The organism is Nocardioides sp. JS614 (assembly GCF_000015265.1).
In the GTDB taxonomy this organism is placed as follows: domain Bacteria; phylum Actinomycetota; class Actinomycetes; order Propionibacteriales; family Nocardioidaceae; genus Nocardioides.
This window is the reverse complement of the sequence record NC_008699.1, coordinates 4865024-4881301: the sequence shown is the minus strand read 5'-3', so window position 1 is coordinate 4881301 and position 16278 is coordinate 4865024. Positions and strand designations below refer to the sequence as shown.

Genomic DNA, 16278 nt, shown 5'->3' with positions numbered 1-16278 from the left:
GCGGCGAGCGGTCAGACGCGGATGGCGCGGTTGACCCAGGTCGACGAGACGACCATCCCCACCTTCTCGTAGAGGCTCAGCGCCCCGGTGCGGGAGTCGGTGTCGAGGCCGGCGCCCACGGCGCCGTGGGCCCGGGCCGTCGCGAACGCGTCGACCAGCATCGCCTGGGCGATGCCCCGGCCGCGCTGGTCGCGGCGGGTCGCGACCTTGTTCACGTAGCCCTCCCGGGCGCGCTCCTCGCCGGAGAGGAAGACCTGGGTGGCACCCACGACCTCGCCCGTCGGGTCGGTGACGACGCGCAGGTTCCACGGCTCGAAGCCGGGGCGCCCGACCACCGTCGCCAGCCAGTCGGCCAGCGGCATCCGGTCCCGCTCCGACCACTCCAGGAAGGCGTCCTCGATCACGGTCCAGCACGCCTCGTGGTCGGCGGGCGTTGCTTCGCGGAGGGTGTATCCGGACGGCAGGTCGCGCGGCGGGATCTGTGCGTCGGCGGGCAGCCGCAGCGCCCAGCTCTCCCAGCGCACGTGGTAGCCGAGCGCGCTGAGCAGGCGGTCGCCGGCCGAGCCCCGGGGCACCGGCATGCCGATCACCTCCGAGCCGGCCGCACGCGCCTTGGCCTGCATCCAGCCGGCGAGCGCGGTGCCGATCCCGCGGCCCCGGTAGTCCGGGTGGACGGCTGCGTCGCCGCGGTCGGCGCCCATCAGCTCGGCGTAGGCGACGAGGCGCTCGCCGTCCAGGACGCCGACAGTGCCCGCGCTCACGTCGTACGACGGGCGTCCCCAGTCACCCAGGATGTCGGCCTCCTCGATGGCCACCTCCCCGGTGTCATGGGCCTCCTGGGCGGCCATCACCTCGAAGACGGCGCGTGCGTCGGACATGACGAGCGGCCGGGCGGACAGGTCTGCGGGGAGCTCGAGGGGTGCGGGCACGGGGGACATCGAAGCAGGAGATGCGAGACGGGGCCGCCGAGTTTCCGGCGGCCCCGTCGTGGCGCGGCGGACCGGTCGAGACCAGTCCGGTGGCGCGGGGTGGTGCTGGTGGGCTCAGGCGTTCCGGATCGCGGAGACGTCGAACTCGAGCTTGACCTTCTCCGAGACCAGGACGCCGCCGGTCTCGAGGGCGGCGTTCCAGGTCAGGCCCCAGTCCTTGCGGTTGATGGCGGAGCCGCCCTCGAAGCCGATGCGCAGGTTGCCGAACGGGTCGCGTGCGGAGCCGGTGGGCTCGAACGCCACGGTGACCGGCTTGGTGACGCCCTTGATGGTCAGGTCGCCGGTGATGACCCAGTCGTCGCCGCCGCGCTCGACCTTCGTGGAGACGAAGGTGATCTCCTTGTTCTGGTCGGCGTCGAAGAAGTCCGCCGAGCGCAGGTGGGCGTCGCGGTCGGCCACGCCGGTGTCGATGCTCGCGGTCTGGATGACCAGCTCGACGCGGGAGTTCTCCGGGTTGGCGGTGTCGACGTGGGCGGTGCCGTTGAACTCGCTGAACTGGCCGCGGACCGTGGTCACCATCGCGTGCCGGGTGCTGAAGCCGATCCGGGTGTGGGTCGGGTCGATCGTGTAGTCGCCGGAGATGTCCTCGACGGCGGCGGTCGGGGCGTCGAAGGCCTCGGCGGACGAGCGGTTGAAGAACGACATGTGCTGACTCCTCGCGGGACGGGTCGATTGGTTGAACCTTTGACCACTATGAACCGGACCGTGGTCCGATTCATTCCCGGTACCCGACGCTTTCGTCGGTACGTCTCGGCGAGGGGGGCCGAAAATGCCGGTCGGCCCGCCAGGCGTGCTGGCGGGCCGACCGAAGCGGGCTGGGCGTGGTCAGGCGGCGTGCGGCGCCTGAACAGGTGCGCCGGCATGCGCCGGGGTCCACCGGGCCTCGAGATGGGTGCGTCCGTCCGCGTCGGTCACCGGCACCCAGGTCTGCACCAGGCTGTTGGTCATCGTGGTGTTGGTCATCGGACGCCTTTCGTTCATCTTCTGTTCACCTAGGGTAGCCCAGTTCCACCCGGGTGTCACCAAACCGGCGAATTCGGGCCCCTGTCCCCCACTCGAGGGATGTTCTCCCGGCGTGGCTCGAGCCGCACGCTCCACCCGAGCCCTTCACGGTGGTCCCGTGGACCAACCGGGAACCCGGCGTACTGGAAGTTCCTGCCCGATGTCGGGCAGGAACTTGCCAATTGCGGTCGTGCGCACGCAGGATTCTTGCCGTGTCCGGATCGACTGCCTCGCCACGGTCTCCGGACCCGGAGCTGGTCGGCCGGATCGCGGCCAGCACCGGGCTCTCGGTGGGGGAGGCGGCCCGCGTCGTCGAGGACGTGGTCGCGTTCCACGCCGAGACCGTGGCGCACTACGTGCAGCGCCGGCACGCCCACCTGAAGACCTACGGCGCGAAGAACGACGAGATCTTCGCGCTGATCGCCGAGGAGCTCGCCCACCGGGTGGTCGCCGCTCCCGCGCTCACGGCGCGCCAGCTGCGCCGACTCGTCTACGGGTGAGCGGGGACGCGTCAGCGGACCCGCTGATGGTGGTCGAGCGAGCCGCGCGACCGAGGAACCGAGGTCGCGACCGGCGTGTCGAGACCCAGTAGTGAGAGGACACGCCCACCATGTGCGGAATCGTCGGATACGTCGGTGCCCAGCAGGCCGCCCCGATCCTGGTCGAGGGACTGACCCGCCTCGAGCACCGGGGCTACGACTCGGCCGGCCTGGCGGTGCTCGCGGGGAGCGGCATCAAGGTCGCGAAGCGGGCCGGGCGCGTGCGCGACCTCGCCGACAGCCTGCCCAAGCGCTTCGCCGGCAAGGTCGGCATCGGGCACACCCGCTGGGCCACCCACGGCCCGGCCAACGACGTCAACGCGCATCCCCACAGCGACGCCAAGGGCCTGGTGTCGGTGGTGCACAACGGGATCATCGACAACGCCGCGGCGCTCCGGCACCGTCTTGCCGACGAGGGCGTCGACCTGGTCAGCGACACCGACACCGAGGTGCTCGCGCACCTGGTCGCACGGTCGAGCGCCGACACGCTCGAGGGCAAGGTGAGCCAGGCGCTCGCCGCGATCGAGGGCACCTACGGGATCGCGGTGCTGCACGTCGACTTCCCCGACCGGGTCGTCGTCGCCCGCAACGGCAGTCCGCTGATCGTGGGCGTCGGGGAGCGCGAGATGTTCGTGGCCTCGGACCTCGCCGCGATCGTGCGGCACACCACGACGGTCGCCCACCTCGACGACGGCGAGCTGGCCACCGTGACCGCGACCGGCTTCACGACCTACCGGCAGGACCTCACGGCGACCGCGAAGTCCGCCACGGTGCTGGACGTCGACCCCTCGTCGTACGACGCGGGCGAGCACGACTCGTTCATGCGCAAGGAGATGTTCGAGCAGCCCTCGGCCGCCGAGCGGGTGCTGCGCGGCCGGCTCGACGAGCGGTTCGGGACCGCCCACCTCGGCGGGCTGAACCTGGACCCCCGGGAGAACCGCGCGATCCGGCGGGTCAAGATCCTCGGCTGCGGCTCGGCCTACTACGTGGGCCAGATGGGGGCCGAGCTCGTCGAGGAGCTGGCGCGGATCCCGGCGGACGCGGAGGCGGCCAGCGAGTTCCGCTACCGCAACCCGATCATCGAGCCGGACACGCTCTACGTCGCGGTGAGCCAGTCGGGGGAGACCATCGACACCCTGCTCGCGGTGCAGGAGATCCGGCGCAAGGGCGGCCGGGTGGTCGGCCTGGTCAACGTGGTCGGCAGCGCGATCGCGCGGGAGTGCGACGGGGGCATCTACCTCCACGCCGGACCGGAGGTCGCGGTCGCCTCGACGAAGGCACTGACGAACATGTTCCTCGGCTTCGCGCTGCTCGCCCTCCAGCTCGGCCGGGTGCGCGACCTCTCGATCGCCGACGGGCGGCGGCTGATCGCCGGCCTTGCCCGGCTCCCCGGGCAGATCGAGGAGGTGTTGGCCCAGGAGGGCGCGCTCGCCGAGCTCGCCGGCCGGCTGGCCGAGGCGGAGAGCCTGTTCTTCGTGGGCCGGGTGCGCGGCTACCCGGTCGCCCGCGAGGGCGCGCAGAAGTTCAAGGAGATCTCCTACCGGCACGCGGAGGCCTACCAGACCTCCGAGCTCAAGCACGGACCGCTGGCGCTGATCTGCGAGACGGTGCCCACCGTCGCGATCGTCCCGGCCGACGAGCTCACCGACCGCAACGTGGGCGCCCTGCACGAGATCGCGGCCCGCCGCGGCCCGCTGGTCGTCGTGACCCACGACGACGTCGACCTCGGCGACCTCGCGGACCGACCCGAGGTGCAGCGGGTCGTCGTACCCCGCAACGAGCGCGAGCTCGACCCGATCCTGCTCACGGTCCCGCTCCAGCTGCTCGCCTACCACGCGGCGCTGCGCCTCGGCCACGACATCGACAAGCCGCGCAACCTGGCGAAGAGCGTGACGGTCGAGTAGGTGGCCCCCGAGAGGTGACGCAGCGCACCGCGACGACGAATCCGCCGGTGGCCGCCGCACCCACTACCGTTGACGGGTGAGCAGCGACGAGCAGGACGACACGACCACCCCCGAGGTGACGTTCGCCGACCTCGGGCTCAGCGACCAGGTGCTGAAGGCGCTGGCCGACGTCGGGTACGAGAAGCCCTCCGCGATCCAGGCCGCCACGATCCCACCGCTCCTGGCCGGCCGTGACGTCGTCGGCCTCGCGCAGACCGGCACCGGCAAGACCGCGGCGTTCGCGCTGCCGATCCTCTCTCGGCTGGACCTCACGCAGACGACGCCGCAGGCGCTGGTGCTGGCGCCGACCCGCGAGCTCGCGCTCCAGGTCTGCGAGGCGTTCGAGCGGTACGCCGCGCACGTCAAGGGCGTGCACGTGCTGCCGGTGTACGGCGGGCAGGGCTACGGCGTCCAGCTCAGCGCGCTGCGTCGCGGCGTGCACGTCGTCGTCGGCACCCCCGGCCGGATCATGGACCACCTGGAGAAGGGCACGCTCGACCTGTCCGAGCTGCGCTTCCTGGTCCTCGACGAGGCCGACGAGATGCTGAACATGGGCTTCGCCGAGGACGTCGAGACGATCCTGGCCGACACCCCCGACGACAAGAACGTCGCGCTGTTCTCGGCCACGATGCCCGCGCAGATCCGCCGGATCTCGAAGAAGTACCTCGACGACCCCGCCGAGATCACCGTCAAGGGCAAGACGGCCACCGCCTCGAACATCACCCAGCGCTACCTGACGGTGTCCTACCCGCAGAAGGTCGACGCCCTCACCCGGATCCTCGAGGTCGAGAACTTCGAGGGCATGATCGTCTTCGTCCGCACCAAGAACGAGACCGAGACGCTGGCCGAGAAGCTCCGAGCCCGCGGCCTGTCCGCGATGGCGATCAACGGCGACGTCGCCCAGGCGCAGCGCGAACGCACGGTCAACCAGCTGAAGTCGGGCAAGCTCGACATCCTGGTCGCCACCGACGTCGCCGCCCGCGGCCTGGACGTCGAACGGATCAGCCACGTCGTGAACTACGACATCCCCACCGACACCGAGTCCTACGTGCACCGGATCGGGCGCACCGGGCGGGCCGGGCGCAGCGGCGACGCGATCTCGTTCGTCACCCCCCGCGAGCGCTACCTGCTCAAGCACATCGAGAAGGCGACCCGGCAGCCGCTGACCCAGATGCAGCTGCCCACCGTCGAGGACGTCAACAGCACCCGTCTGTCCCGCTTCGACGACGCGATCACCGAGGCGCTCTCGCAGACCCAGCGGATCGACGCGTTCCGCGACATCGTCGCCCACTACGTCCGCGAGCACGACGTGCCCGAGGCCGACGTCGCCGCGGCCCTCGCGGTGGTGGCCCAGGGGGAGACCCCGCTGCTGCTCGATCCGGCCGACCGCGCGAACGAGCTCCGGGCGCCCCGCGAGGAGCGCGCCGGCCAGGGCACCCGCCGGGACCGCCACGACCACGGCGGCCCCGGCGGCCACGGCGGCCCGCCTCGCGAGCGCCGGCCCCGCGGGCGCAGCGACGTCCCGATGGCGACGTACCGGATCGCGGTGGGCAAGCGACACAAGGTCGAGCCTCGCCAGATCGTCGGGGCGATCGCCAACGAGGGCGGCCTGTCGCGCCAGGACTTCGGGCACATCGACATCCGCGGCGACCACTCGCTGGTCGAGCTGCCCGCCGACCTCCCGGCCGGCGCGTGGGACAGCCTGCGCTCGACCCGGATCTCCGGGAAGCTGATCGAGCTCACCCGCGACGGCGGCGGCCCCGCGGCCGACACCCGACACAAGAAGCCCCGCCACAAGACCCGTTGAATCGGGAGTTCCGCGCCTCGAGTCGGAAGTCCCGACTCGACATCGGGGGTGGGTCGGTGCGGGCTGGTAGAACCGACGGCATGCGCCCGAGCCGCCGACTCCCGCTCGCCACCTTGGCCCTGCTGCTCGTGGGCAGCGCACTGGTCGGCTGCGACGCCGCCGAGAAGGTGACCGGGCCCGACCCCGACGAGGCGGCGGCCGCGCTGGCCGAGGCCCTGGTCTCCGGGGACTTCGGAGCGGTCGCGTTCACCGAGGGCGCCGCCGCGGACGTCGGCGCGGAGTACGCGAAGGTCGTCGAGGGCATGGGCGAGGTGACGCCGGCGGTGACGGCCACCGGCACCGACGAGAGCGACGCCGGCGCCGCGACGGCGACGCTGTCGTGGACCTGGTCGCTGGCCGGCGAGGAGTGGAGCTACACCACCCAGGCGCCGCTGACCGAGGCTGCCGACGAGTGGCAGGTGACCTGGTCGCGGAAGGTCGTCGAGCCGAGCCTGGGCCCGGGGACGGTCCTCGACGTGACCCCGATCGGCGGCGGCCGCGGCCCGGTGCTCGGGGCCGGCGGCGTCGCGCTCGTGACCGACCGTCCCGTGGTCCGCTTCGGCATCGACCGGTCGCAGGTGCCCGCCGCCCGCGCCGCGGACGCCGCCCGGCGGCTGGCCCGGCTGGTGGGCGTCGACCCGGCGCCGTACGCCAAGCAGGTCGAGGCGGCAGGCGAGCAGGCCTACGTCGAGGCGATCGTGTTCCGCAAGGACGACGTGCCCCTGGAGGTCGCGCGCGGCTACCAGGCCATCCCCGGCGCGCTCGCCGTCCCCGACGACATCCCGCTGGCGCCGACCCGCGACTTCGCGGCGCCACTCCTCGGCACGGTCGGCGCGGTGACCGCGGAGATGATCGAGAAGGAGCCGGACAAGTACAGGGTCGGGGACCAGGCCGGCCTTTCCGGGCTGCAAGCGCGCTACGACGACCAGCTCCAGGGCACCGACGGCGTCGTGGTCGACGCCGTCGCCTCCGACGGGCGCGAGCGACAGCTGTTCCGGGTCGATGCGAAGCAGGGGGAGCCGCTCGAGCTCACCCTCGACGAGCGGCTCCAGCTCGCCGCCGAGCGCGCGCTCGCCGGCGTCGGACCCGCCAGCGCCCTGGTGGCGCTGCGGACCTCGACCGGCGCGATCCTGGCCGCGGCCAACGGGCCCGGCAACGACGGCTACAACCTGGCGACCTACGGCCAGCTCGCCCCCGGGTCGACGTTCAAGAGCGTGAGCAGCCTGGCGCTGCTGCGCGCCGGGCTCACGCCGCAGAGTGTGGTGCCCTGCACGCCGTCGATCGTCGTGGACGGCAAGCGGTTCGAGAACTACGACGACTACCCCAGCGGCGCCCTGGGCGACATCGCGCTGCGCACCGCGATCGCGAACTCGTGCAACACGGCGGTGATCTCCCAGCGCGACAAGCTCGGTGCCGGCGACCTCGCCGCCGCCGCGGCGTCGCTCGGGCTCGGCATCGACCACGACCTGGGCTTCCCGGCGTACTTCGGCAGCGTCGAGCCGCCGGCCTCGGAGACCGAGGCCGCCGCGGACCTGATCGGCCAGGGCCGGGTGCTCGCCTCACCGATGGCGATGGCCACGGTGATCGCATCCGTGCAGGCCGGCCACACCGTGGTGCCCCGGCTGGTCGAGTCCGTCGACGTGTCGGTGCCCGACCGGGCGAAGCCGCTGAGCGGGTCCGAGGCCGCCGCCCTGCGCTCGATGCTCCGCGCCGTGGTCACCTCGGGCAGCGGCGCCGGCCTGCTCGACGTGCCCGGCCCGCCGGTGATCGCCAAGACCGGGACGGCGGAGTTCGAGCGCGGCGGCAAGCTGCTGACCCACGCGTGGATGATCGCCGCTCAGGGCGACCTCGCGGTGGCCGTGTTCGTCGACCTCGGCTCCTCCGGCTCCGGCACCGCCGGCCCGATCCTCGAGGCGTTCCTCCGCGCGGCGCGCTGACCGGGGATCGGTTTCCCCGGTGAACCGGGGATGTTGGAACTTCTGGCCCGAAGTTTCGGCCCAACAGTTCCGGTTTCCCCGGTTAACCGGGGAAACCGCCGGCCGCGTCAGGTGGTGCGGGTCTCCACGTTGCGGGCGACCTCCTCGGGCATCGGCTCGTAGTGGGCGAAGGATCGGGTGAAGACGCCGGCGCCGTGGGTCGCGGAGCGCAGGTCGACGGCGTAGCGGACCAGCTCGGTCTGCGGCACCTCGGCCAGCACCTGGGTGCGGTCGTCGCCGACCTTGTCGGTGCCGAGCAGCCGGGCCCGGCGGGCGGACAGGTCGCTCATCACCGTGCCGACCAGGTCGTCGGGGATGACGACGGTGACGGTGTCGTAGGGCTCGAGCATGGTCACCGTGGTCGCTGCGGCCGCCTCGCGGAGGGCCAGTCCGCCGGCCATCTGGAAGGCCATGTCCGAGGAGTCGACCGCGTGTGCCTTGCCGTCCAGCAACGTGACCCGCAGGTCCACGACCGGGTAGCCGTGACGCACCCCGCGCTCCATCTGGGCGCGCACGCCCTTCTCGACGCTCGGGATGAACTGGCGGGGTACGGCGCCGCCGACCACCTTGTCGACGAACTCGAACCCGCCGCCCTCGGGCAGCGGTTCGACCTCGATCTGGCACACGGCGTACTGACCGTGCCCGCCGGACTGCTTGACGTGCCGGCCCAGGCCGGCGCCCTTCCCGGCGAACGTCTCGCGCAGCGACACCACGAACGGCACCTGGTCCACGTGGACGGCGTACCGCTCGGTGAGCCGCTCGAGGGTGACCTCGGCGTGCGACTCGCCCATGCACCAGAGCACCAGCTGGTGGGTTTCGGCGTTGTTCTCGATCCGCAGGGACGGGTCCTCCGCGGCGAGCCGGCCCAGGGCCTGGGAGAGCTTGTCCTCGTCGGCCTTGCTGCGCGCGACGATCGCGATCGGCAGCAGCGGCTCGGGCATCGACCACGGGCGCAGCACCCGCGGCTGGTCGACCGCGGACAGGGTGTCGCCGGTCTCCGCGCGGGACAGCCGCCCGACGGCGCACAGGTCGCCGGCGACGACCCGGTCGGTGGGGACCTGCAGCTTGCCGAACGCGTGGCCCAGGTTGCCGATCCGCTCGTCCTCGTCGTGGTCCGGGTGTCCGCCGCCCTCGCCGAAGAACGACGAGAAGTGCCCGGAGACGTGCACGGTCTGGTCGGGCTCGAGGGTGCCGGAGAAGACGCGCACCAGGCTCAGCCGGCCGACGTACGGGTCGCTCGCCGTCTTCACGACCTCGGCCACCAGCGGGCCGTCCGGGTCGCAGGAGATCGGGTCGGCCGCCGCCCCGGACGGCAGGAACACGTCGGGCGAGATGTGCTCGGCAGGTGAGGGGAACGCCCGCACCGCGAGGTCGAGCAGCTCCTGGCAGCCGACGCCGGTCATCGAGCAGACGGGTACGACGGGGTAGAACGTCGCCCGCGCGACCGCGCGCTCGAGGTCCTGGACGAGCACCTTCTCGTCGATCTCCTCGCCGCCGACGTAGCGCTCCATCAGGGTCTCGTCCTCGGACTCCTCGATGACGGCCTCGATCAGGTCGCCGCGCAGGCCGGTCGCCTCGGCCTCGGCGCCCGGCGTGAGCAGCCCGGTGAGCCCGGTGACGTCGGCCCCGTCGCGGACGGGGACGTAGAGCGGCAGCACCCGGTCGCCGAAGGCGTCCTGGGCCTGGCGCAGCACGCCGTCGTAGTCGGCGCGCGCCTGGTCGAGCTTGGTGACGACGACCGCGCGCGGCATGCCGACCGCGGCACACTCGCGCCACAGCGCGCGGGTGGCGTCGTCCACGCCGTCGTTGGCGGCGATCACGAACAGCGCGCAGTCGGCGGCCCGCAGCCCGGCGCGCAGCTCACCGACGAAGTCGGCGTACCCGGGGGTGTCGATCAGGTTGACCTTCACGCCCTCGTGGACGAGGGGGGCGACGCTGAGGGAGTTGCTGCGCCCGTGGGCGTGCTCGGACTCCTCGTGGTCGGAGACGGTGGTCCCGTCGCGGACGGAGCCGGCGCGAGGTATCGCGCCCGAGGCGGCGAGCAGAGTCTCCGCGAGTGTGGTCTTGCCCGATCCTGCCGGGCCCACGAGCACCACGTTGCGGATCCGGTCCGGGCTGCTCGCCGCCAGATCCTGACCCGATGCTCTCCGGTTTCCGCCGCCCTTTTCTGCCATGACCGCTCCTCGTGCCACGGGTCTCGCTGTTGGGACCTCGGTCCGACACAACTCCTCATCGGTCCCGGAAACAAGGGCTGTTGGTCACGGTTTGCGTCGCTTACGCTGGTCGCTCCATGTCTCGGGTGGTGGGTCGTCTCACCCTGCTCTCGGAGGTCCGGAACCCCCTCGGTCAAGGCTCGCCGTCACCCGTACTCGGGCTCCGCCTGGTCCACGCTGAAGTACGACGTGCCCTGGCCGGCGCCGGCGCGCAGCACTGCGCATCTGCAGGGACGGACGCGGGGGCCTCGGCACGCCGGGGCCCCCGCCCCTCCGCCTGGCCGTCACGGTGCGAGGGGGTGCTCCGGACCGCCCCGGCAAAGGGTGAACCCCTCGCTGCATGGGGTCAGCAAGGGGTTCTTGCCGACAACTAGGTGCTCCCTCCGAAGTCGACGCATCCAGGGTGACACGCTGCCGTCGGCCTGTCAGCGATTTCATCCAAGGTCGCGAGGTGCCAGGCTGGGCAGCATGAACGGACTGGACCTCCTCGGCCCCACCCAGCGGGGCCTCCTCATCGGCGGCACCTGGCGCGACGCGGAGGGCGGCAAGCGGCTCGACGTGATCGACCCGGCGGACGGGTCGGTGCTCACCGACGTCGCGGACGGGTCCGTGGCGGATGCGGTCGACGCGCTCGACGCGGCCGTGGCCGCGCAGGCCGACTGGGCTGCGACGCCCCCGCGCCAGCGCGGTGAGCTGTTGCGCACCGCCTTCGAGCTGATCATCGAGCGCTCCGAGCAGTTCGCGCACCTGATGAGCCTGGAGATGGGCAAGACCGTCGCCGAGGCCGCCGGTGAGGTGACGTACGGCGCGGAGTTCTTCCGGTGGTACGCCGAGGAGGCGGTCCGGATCCACGGCCGCTGGATGCAGGCCCCGGGTGGCGGGAGCCGGCTGCTGACCATCAAGAAGCCGGTCGGCCCGTGCCTGTTCATCACCCCCTGGAACTTCCCGCTCGCGATGGGCACCCGCAAGATCGGGCCCGCCGTCGCAGCCGGCTGCACGATGGTGGTCAAGCCCGCCAGCCAGACCCCGCTGTCGATGCTGGCGCTCGCGGCGGTGCTCGAGGAGGCCGGGCTGCCGGCCGGCGTCCTCAACGTCGTCACCACCAGCCATACCGGCGAGTTCAGCGAAACCCTGCAGGCCGACGACCGGCTGCGCAAGGTCAGCTTCACCGGCTCGACCGGGGTGGGCCGGGTGCTGGTCCGCCAGTCGGCCGACCGGCTGCAGCGGGTCAGCATGGAGCTCGGCGGCAACGCCCCGTTCCTCGTCTTCGAGGACGCCGACGTCGATGCGGCGGTCGACGGGGCGATGGTCGCGAAGATGCGGAACATGGGGGAGGCCTGCACGGCCGCCAACCGGTTCCTGGTGCACGCCTCGGTCGCCGACGATTTCGCCGAGAAGCTCGGCAAGCGGATGGGCGCGCTCAGCCTGGGGCGCGGGCAGGACGACGGCGTCGACGTCGGGCCGCTCATCGACGAGCGGGCGGTCGAGAGCGTCAGCCAGCTGGTCACGGACGCGGTCCACGACGGCGCCACGGTCGTCACCGGCGGCCGGCCCGTGGACGGGCCCGGCTACTTCTATCCGCCGACCGTGCTGCTCGGCGTACCGGCCGACTCCGAGATCAACGTCCAGGAGATCTTCGGCCCGGTCGCGCCGATCACCACCTTCGACTCCGAGGCCGACGCGATCCGGATGGCCAACGACACCGAGTACGGCCTGGCCTCCTACGTCTACACCCGCGACCTGGCCCGCACCATCCGGCTGGCCGAGGCACTGGAGTTCGGCATGGTCGGGGTCAACACCGGCCTGATCTCCAACCCGGCCGCGCCGTTCGGGGGCGTGAAGTCCAGCGGGTTCGGCCGCGAGGGCGGCTTCGAGGGCATCGAGGAGTACCTCGAGACCACGTACGTGGCCCTGCCCGCCGGCTGATCTCCCCGGGCCGTCCGGCCCGGCGGGGTCCGGCCGCGCTCGCGGCTGGACCGGTCAGCGGGTCGCGCGGGCCAGGGCGGCGAGCCACCGGTCCCAGCCGCGGAGCATCGGGTCCCGGCCGCGGACCGGGTTGTGGCCGGCGACCCAGTACCCGAACACGTCGTCCTGCGGGGTGCCCCCACCGGCGGTGTCCGCGCGGTGGTGCAGTCGCAGCCAGACCGGCAGGCCGGCGACCCGGACGGCGCCGAGGGCGGCCACGACCAACCGCTGGACGTCGTCGCCGTACCGCTCGATCGTCAGGCGCGCAGCCGCGACCGGCTCGGACGCGAAGGTCACGTCCAGGTCGAGAAGCAGGTGGTCGGTGCGCCGTTCCAACCGCCAGGTCGGTGCGGGCGCCGGCAGCGCCGCGGAGGACACCGAGCGCTGCACGCCCGAGAAGAGCAGCACGTCGGTCGGTGAGACCCGGCCCGACGCGACGAAGACGGTGCCGGCGTTGGTGAACGTCCAGGTGGTGTCGCGGAACCCGTAGCCGATCCGGCTCGCCTCGCTGACGTCGTGCGCGACGGCCGCACCGGCGTCGACGGCGATCGACTCGTTGCCCGGCTGGTAGGAGTAGGTCACGTCGCCGAGGAGGGACGCGGTGACCCGGAACCAGGTCGTGAGCACGGCGGAGACGACGTCGCTGTCGATGAACGTGGAGTCCACGACCAGGGTGTCGCCCGGGGAGTCGGCCGGGGCCAGGTCGAGGCGGTACGCCGGGTACTGCTCGTCGTCCGCGACCCGCGCGACGTCGTCGAGCAGCCGGGCGAGCTCACGCGCGGTGGTGACCCCGGTGTAGCTGATGGTGATGGCCGCGGCACGTTCGTGGGAGGGCGTGCTCACGGTCGCGTCGGCGATCTGGTCGATCCGCCCCAGCTTCGTCTGCACGCTGTGCGCCTGGTCCAGGGCCGCGGTGCAGCCCGCCAGCAGGGACGCCACAAGCAGCACGGGGAGCACGAGCAGGGCGGAGGCATGCGCCACCGCCCTTCGCCCCCCGAAGGTCCCCATGCCGAGAATGGTGGCCCATCCGGCCCCTCTCCCGGGCCGGATTCGACAATGGCGGGGTGGACCTCTTCGCTGACACCGCGACGCAGTACGCCGAGTTCGCGGCCGACGCCGCCCCGACGTCGCCCTGCTTCGCGGACTGGTCGCGGCCGACGAGGAGCTGCTGGCCTGGCTGGCGACCCTGCCGCTGACCAAGCGCCAGCCCAACCTGGTGCTCGCCGCGGCGCGCTGGCACGGGGTGCCGGCGCCCGGCCCGTACGCCGCGCTGCGCGAGGCCCTGCTTCGCGACGACGGCACCATCCGGCGCACCATCCTCGACCGGGCGACCCAGACCAACGAGGCGGGCCGGCTGGCCACTCTGGTGCCCGCCTTCGCGCTCGCCGCCGGCGCCGGCCCCGTGGCGCTGGTCGAGGTCGGCGCCAGTGCCGGGCTCTGCCTCTTCCCGGACCGCTACCGCTATGCGTGGCGCACCGCCTCCGGTGTACACCGGGTCGGCGACCCCGCCGCCCCGGAGCTCGCCTGCGCGGTGCTGGGCGACGGACCGCTTCCCGACGGCCCGCCCGAGGTGGTCTGGCGAGCGGGCATCGACCTGGCGCCGGTCGACGTCACCGACGACGACCAGGTGCGCTGGCTGGCCGCGCTGGTCTGGCCCGAGCACGACGACCGCCGGGCCCGGCTCGAGCGTGCCGTCGAGGTCGCTCGGGCCGATCCGCCGTACCTGGTCCGCGGTGACCTGCTCGAAGAGCTCCCCGCGCTGGTCGACCGGGCGCGCGAGCACGCCCCGGTGCTGGTGTTCCACAGCGCGGTGGTCGCCTACCTGCCCGAGGAGCGCCGGACCGCGTTCCACGACCTGATGACCGGGCTGGTCGCGGCCGGTCGGTGCCACTGGGTGAGCAACGAGGGGCCGCGGGTGCTCCCCGCCGTCACCGCGACCGGTCCGGCCGTGCCGGAGGACGAGCACGGCTTCGTGTTCGGCGTCGACGGGCGCGCGGTCGCCCGCACCCACGGCCACGGCCGCAGCCTCCGCTGGTTCTAGCCCGCGCCATCACGGTCCCGACCTCTCGGCCAATACTGGAACTTCTCGACCGAAGTTTCGGCCCAACAGTTCCGGTTTCCCCGGTTCACCGGGGAAACCGACCGCGGCCCGGCCCGAGAGCTACAGCGCCGCGGCCTCCAGGCCGAGGCTCGCGGGCAGGCCGGTGCGTGAGCGGATGCCGAGCTTGCGGTAGATGTGCGAGAGGTGCCACTCGACCGCCTTGACCGTCACGACCAGTCGGTCGGCGATCTGCCGGTTCGTCAACCCGTCGGCCGCGAGCCGGGCGACCCGGCGCTCCGCGGCGGTGAGCGCCGCGAGCGCCTCGCCGTGCACCGGCCGGGCCGGCTCGCCCATCCGGTCCAGCAGCCGGCGCACCCGGCTCTGCAGCGGCCAGAGCTCCTCGCGCCCGGCGTACGCCTCGGCCGCACGCAGCAGTCCCAGCGCGGCCGCGGCGTCCGGCCGTCCCGAGAGCAGGAGCAGCCCGGCGAGGTCGGTGTCGATCTGCGCGGCGAGCCGCGCTGCGGGCACGCCGGCCAGGACGTCCCGCGCCTCGCGCAGCAGCGCGGTCCGGTCGCTGCCGGCGTCCACCGTGGCCATGGTGCGCAGGGCGACCGCGACGGCGTACGGCGAGCACGACGACCGCGCCGCGCCGAGGTGCTCGCGGGCGAGTGCCGCTCCCTCGCGGCGGCGGCCCAGCCGGACGGCGGCCAGCGCCGCGCCCACCCGCCACGGCACCAGCCCGATGTCGCCCGGTCCGATGTCGCCCGGTCCGATGTCGCCCGTCCCACCGGCCAGCAGCCGGCCGGCGCGCGTGAAGTGCCCGGCGGCGAGGTCGGAGTCCCCGGCCGCCGCCGACAGCTCGCCCCGACCGTGGTGCGCGACCGCCCCGGTCAGGCCGGGCCGGTCCAGGAACCCGCCGAGGGTCTCGCCGAGGGCCATCGCCGCCGACAGGTCGCCGCGGGCCAGCCGGCAGTCGACCGCCGTCGTCAGCACGGATGCCCGGTCGAGGTCGTCGAGGTCGTCCCAGCCGGTCGCGCGCAGCTGCTCGAGGTCTGCGAGTGCCTCACCGATCCGGCCCGCACGGGCCATCGCGTAGCCACGGGCAGCGAGATCGACTCGGGTCGGCAGCACGACCCGCAGCCTAGGAAGACCCGCCCCTGTGGGGGGTCGGAACGGCGGAGTTCGATGACGGTGGACCAGTCAGGTGCGGCCCAGGAAGCCCAGCAGCCGTTGGTCGTACGGCGCCATCGCCGGCACCGGTCGGGCCCGCTTGAACCGGGCCCCGCGGTCGCCCGCCCCGACCAGCCGGTGCGCGATCGGCAGCAGGTGCTGGGCCAGGTTCGCCGGGATCGCGGCGCGCTCGCCGGTGCTCTGCCCCACGTCCCAGCCGTGCACGGTCACCTCGAGTGCCGCGGTGGCGACCAGGGTCGGCGCGGCGAGATCGACGTGCGCGCCGGCCGTCTCGATGACGACGTCGCCGGGCGTCGGCTCGCTCCAGGCCGCGAGCAGGGCGCAGGCCTTGTCCCGCAACGAGTCCAGCCGGCCGGCGGCCGTGCTGCCACCGCGCACCTCGACCGCCCCGCCGGCGGCCTCGGTGAACGTGTCGAGGCCGTCCTCCAGGTGGGCGAGCAGGTCGGCCAGCGTCCAGCCCTCGCACGGCGTCGGCCGGCAGAGCAGCTCGGAGTGCACGACGGCCAGTCGGGCGCGGGTGTAGCCCAGGGCCCGGTCGAGCAGCTCGACGGACCCGGGGAGGGTCTGGGTCAA

13 protein-coding genes are annotated in these 16278 nt (G+C 73.1%); 6 read left to right on the top strand and 7 right to left on the bottom strand.

From position 1 onward, the window contains the following. Window positions 1–11 precede the first annotated feature (11 nt). The 3 genes from NOCA_RS24770 to NOCA_RS27705 all read right to left on the bottom strand — a co-directional run bounded on the left by NOCA_RS24770 (window position 12) and on the right by NOCA_RS27705 (window position 1952). Window positions 12–938 (bottom strand): GNAT family N-acetyltransferase, encoded by a 927-nt coding sequence (locus NOCA_RS24770; RefSeq protein ID WP_011758029.1) that lies wholly within the window; start codon window positions 936–938, stop codon window positions 12–14. A gap of 105 nt (window positions 939–1043) precedes the next feature. After that, window positions 1044–1634 carry a YceI family protein gene (locus tag NOCA_RS24765; RefSeq protein WP_011758028.1) on the bottom strand — a complete coding sequence of 197 codons (591 nt, stop codon included), beginning with the start codon at window positions 1632–1634 and terminating at the stop codon, window positions 1044–1046. Window positions 1635–1814: 180 nt separating this feature from the next. After that, window positions 1815–1952 (bottom strand): hypothetical protein, encoded by a 138-nt coding sequence (locus NOCA_RS27705; RefSeq protein WP_158305699.1) that lies wholly within the window; start codon window positions 1950–1952, stop codon window positions 1815–1817. A 251-nt stretch (window positions 1953–2203) separates the two neighbouring features. Between NOCA_RS27705 and NOCA_RS24760 the strand changes: the two genes are divergently transcribed. The 4 genes from NOCA_RS24760 to NOCA_RS24745 all read left to right on the top strand — a co-directional run bounded on the left by NOCA_RS24760 (window position 2204) and on the right by NOCA_RS24745 (window position 8256). Then, window positions 2204–2491, top strand: coding sequence for a hypothetical protein (locus NOCA_RS24760; protein WP_011758026.1), 288 nt, complete (start codon window positions 2204–2206; stop codon window positions 2489–2491). Window positions 2492–2601: 110 nt separating this feature from the next. Beyond that, window positions 2602–4434, top strand: coding sequence for a glutamine--fructose-6-phosphate transaminase (isomerizing) (gene glmS, locus NOCA_RS24755; RefSeq protein WP_011758025.1), 1833 nt, complete (start codon window positions 2602–2604; stop codon window positions 4432–4434). Window positions 4435–4510: 76 nt separating this feature from the next. Next, window positions 4511–6280, top strand: a complete 1770-nt coding sequence (locus NOCA_RS24750) for a DEAD/DEAH box helicase (RefSeq protein ID WP_011758024.1) — start codon at window positions 4511–4513, stop codon at window positions 6278–6280. A gap of 80 nt (window positions 6281–6360) precedes the next feature. Next, complete coding sequence (locus tag NOCA_RS24745; RefSeq protein ID WP_041546952.1) at window positions 6361–8256, top strand: penicillin-binding transpeptidase domain-containing protein; 1896 nt, start codon at window positions 6361–6363, stop codon at window positions 8254–8256. 107 nt (window positions 8257–8363) lie between these two features. Here the strand turns inward: NOCA_RS24745 and NOCA_RS24740 are convergent, their stop codons facing one another. Next, on the bottom strand, window positions 8364–10469 hold the full coding sequence (locus NOCA_RS24740) for an elongation factor G-like protein EF-G2 (protein ID WP_011758022.1): 2106 nt from the start codon (window positions 10467–10469) through the stop codon (window positions 8364–8366). Window positions 10470–10976: 507 nt separating this feature from the next. On the opposite strand from NOCA_RS24740, the gene NOCA_RS24735 reads away from it, so the two are divergent. Then, window positions 10977–12434: an NAD-dependent succinate-semialdehyde dehydrogenase gene (locus tag NOCA_RS24735; RefSeq protein WP_011758021.1), complete on the top strand. Its 1458-nt coding sequence runs from the start codon at window positions 10977–10979 to the stop codon at window positions 12432–12434. A 54-nt stretch (window positions 12435–12488) separates the two neighbouring features. Here the strand turns inward: NOCA_RS24735 and NOCA_RS24730 are convergent, their stop codons facing one another. Then, on the bottom strand, window positions 12489–13481 hold the full coding sequence (locus NOCA_RS24730; protein ID WP_140403851.1) for a hypothetical protein: 993 nt from the start codon (window positions 13479–13481) through the stop codon (window positions 12489–12491). Window positions 13482–13605: 124 nt separating this feature from the next. Between NOCA_RS24730 and NOCA_RS24725 the strand changes: the two genes are divergently transcribed. Then, window positions 13606–14514 carry a DUF2332 domain-containing protein gene (locus tag NOCA_RS24725; RefSeq protein ID WP_140403852.1) on the top strand — a complete coding sequence of 303 codons (909 nt, stop codon included), beginning with the start codon at window positions 13606–13608 and terminating at the stop codon, window positions 14512–14514. Between the two features lie 120 nt (window positions 14515–14634). On the opposite strand, the gene NOCA_RS24720 is transcribed toward NOCA_RS24725, so the two are convergent. Together NOCA_RS24720 and NOCA_RS24715 are read right to left on the bottom strand one after the other, a co-directional pair. After that, window positions 14635–15645: a helix-turn-helix transcriptional regulator gene (locus NOCA_RS24720; RefSeq protein WP_011758018.1), complete on the bottom strand. Its 1011-nt coding sequence runs from the start codon at window positions 15643–15645 to the stop codon at window positions 14635–14637. 69 nt (window positions 15646–15714) lie between these two features. Continuing rightward, a complete protein-coding gene (locus NOCA_RS24715) occupies window positions 15715–16278 on the bottom strand; it encodes a TIGR03086 family metal-binding protein (protein WP_011758017.1) in 564 nt (187 codons plus the stop codon).

Bases quoted from the DNA above. Each gene is read 5' to 3' on its own strand.
- glmS (WP_011758025.1), top strand. From the start codon at position 2,602: ATGTGCGGAATCGTCGGATACGTCGGTGCCCAGCAGGCCGCCCCGATC.
- NOCA_RS24765 (WP_011758028.1), bottom strand. From the start codon at position 1,634: ATGTCGTTCTTCAACCGCTCGTCCGCCGAGGCCTTCGACGCCCCGACC.
- NOCA_RS24745 (WP_041546952.1), top strand. From the start codon at position 6,361: ATGCGCCCGAGCCGCCGACTCCCGCTCGCCACCTTGGCCCTGCTGCTC.
- NOCA_RS24730 (WP_140403851.1), bottom strand. From the start codon at position 13,481: ATGGGGACCTTCGGGGGGCGAAGGGCGGTGGCGCATGCCTCCGCCCTG.
- NOCA_RS24770 (WP_011758029.1), bottom strand. From the start codon at position 938: ATGTCCCCCGTGCCCGCACCCCTCGAGCTCCCCGCAGACCTGTCCGCC.
- NOCA_RS24740 (WP_011758022.1), bottom strand. From the start codon at position 10,469: ATGGCAGAAAAGGGCGGCGGAAACCGGAGAGCATCGGGTCAGGATCTG.
- NOCA_RS24735 (WP_011758021.1), top strand. From the start codon at position 10,977: ATGAACGGACTGGACCTCCTCGGCCCCACCCAGCGGGGCCTCCTCATC.
- NOCA_RS27705 (WP_158305699.1), bottom strand. From the start codon at position 1,952: ATGACCAACACCACGATGACCAACAGCCTGGTGCAGACCTGGGTGCCG.